This is a genomic window from Pedobacter sp. 01N416 (assembly GCF_056399685.1).
In genome coordinates, this window is sequence record NZ_JBFTRT010000853.1 from 1 (window position 1) to 1390 (window position 1390).

At 35.5% G+C, this 1390-nt stretch carries 2 protein-coding genes; both read right to left on the reverse strand.

Features of this window, described 5'->3' with window-relative positions:
- Nucleotides 1-635: MlaD family protein (locus tag AC1DND_RS27850; protein WP_477586095.1), on the reverse strand; the 635-nt coding region annotated here is incomplete at its 3' end.
- A 168-nt stretch (nucleotides 636-803) separates the two neighbouring features.
- On the reverse strand, nucleotides 804-1390 hold a 587-nt coding region (locus AC1DND_RS27855; RefSeq protein ID WP_477586097.1), incomplete at its 5' end, for an N-acetylmuramoyl-L-alanine amidase family protein.

Sequence of the window (1390 nt, forward strand, 5' to 3'; positions counted from 1 at the left end):
GTTATACCTTCAACATTTTTAAAAATCGCTTCAATACGTGCGCTTTCTGAACCTACTAAACCATCAACTTTTTTTGATGTGGTTTCTAACGAAGCCAATGTACCAGCAATACTGTTAAAGCTTTTATCAACGTTTTTCTGGAAGTTAGGGTTCAGAATAGAGTTCACACTACTCAGAATAGAATCCATTTTACTGATAATTAATTCCGCTTTCTTTTGAACCGGTTGTACCTGTTCCATTAAGCCCTTTTCTACATTTGCGTTTAAGGTGTAACCATCTTCGGCCATCTTTTTTGAATTACCTAACGACATTACAATGGCCTTACTGCCTAAAAGATCTGTACCTTCTAAGCGGGCAATACTATTTTCGGGAATTTCATATTTGCTGTTTACACTTAAGGTTGCAATAATACTACCGTCTGGCTGTAGCTCCAATTTGGCCACCCGGCCAATCTGATAACCATTGATCAGGATAGGTTTTGAAACACTTAAACCATCAACCCTTGTATATTTTGCATATAATGTAGTTTCATTTGAGAAAATTGAATTTCCTTTTAAAAAATTATATCCAATTATTAATAAAGCAATGGCAAATGCAGCTAAAATACCTACTTTGGTTTCGTTCTTAATCTTCATGAGTGTTTTATTTAATGGCTACAAGCGCTGAAGGTATCTTTTCTTCACTTGTTAGAGCGTAATTAATTCTTGTGCTAAACCCTATAAATACACAAAGGCTGCACTATTTGTTTGGTATCTGTTTTATATTTTTTCCAAAGGTAAAATAAACATCATTTATAATGCCACTTATTTAACCTCAATATTTTTTTTGTATGTTTTTATTGCTTCCAAAATAGAATTGGCAATTTCGTTTTGTCCATTTTGGGAATTAATATATTTTTCTTCTTCTGTATTTGAGATAAAACCTACTTCTGTTAAAACGGCGGGCATACCGCAACGCTGCAATACCAAAACGCCCTGTTCTTTAACACCACGGCTTAATCGCTCATCCCGCTTGATATAACTGTTCTGTATTAACTTGGCAAAATTAATGCTTTTGTCCCGAAAGGCATTTTTTAAAAGCGATAAAAGAATAAAACTACTTGGGTTACTTGGATCATACCCATCGTACTTACTTTTGTAGTTCTTTTCCAATTTAATATCGGCGTTCTCACGTATGGCAGCATCCTGTTCTTTTAACCGGTGCGATCCCGCAACCAATGTTTCTACTCCTTTGATATGCTTGTTGCCTGGAGGCATTGAATTGCAGTGTACCGATATAAAAAGATCGGCATTAGCTTCGTTCGCTATTTCTGCCCGCCTGTACAAGTCAACATCTATATCTGTTTTCCGTGTGAAAATTATTTTAATATCCGGCATCTGCTCCTTTAATA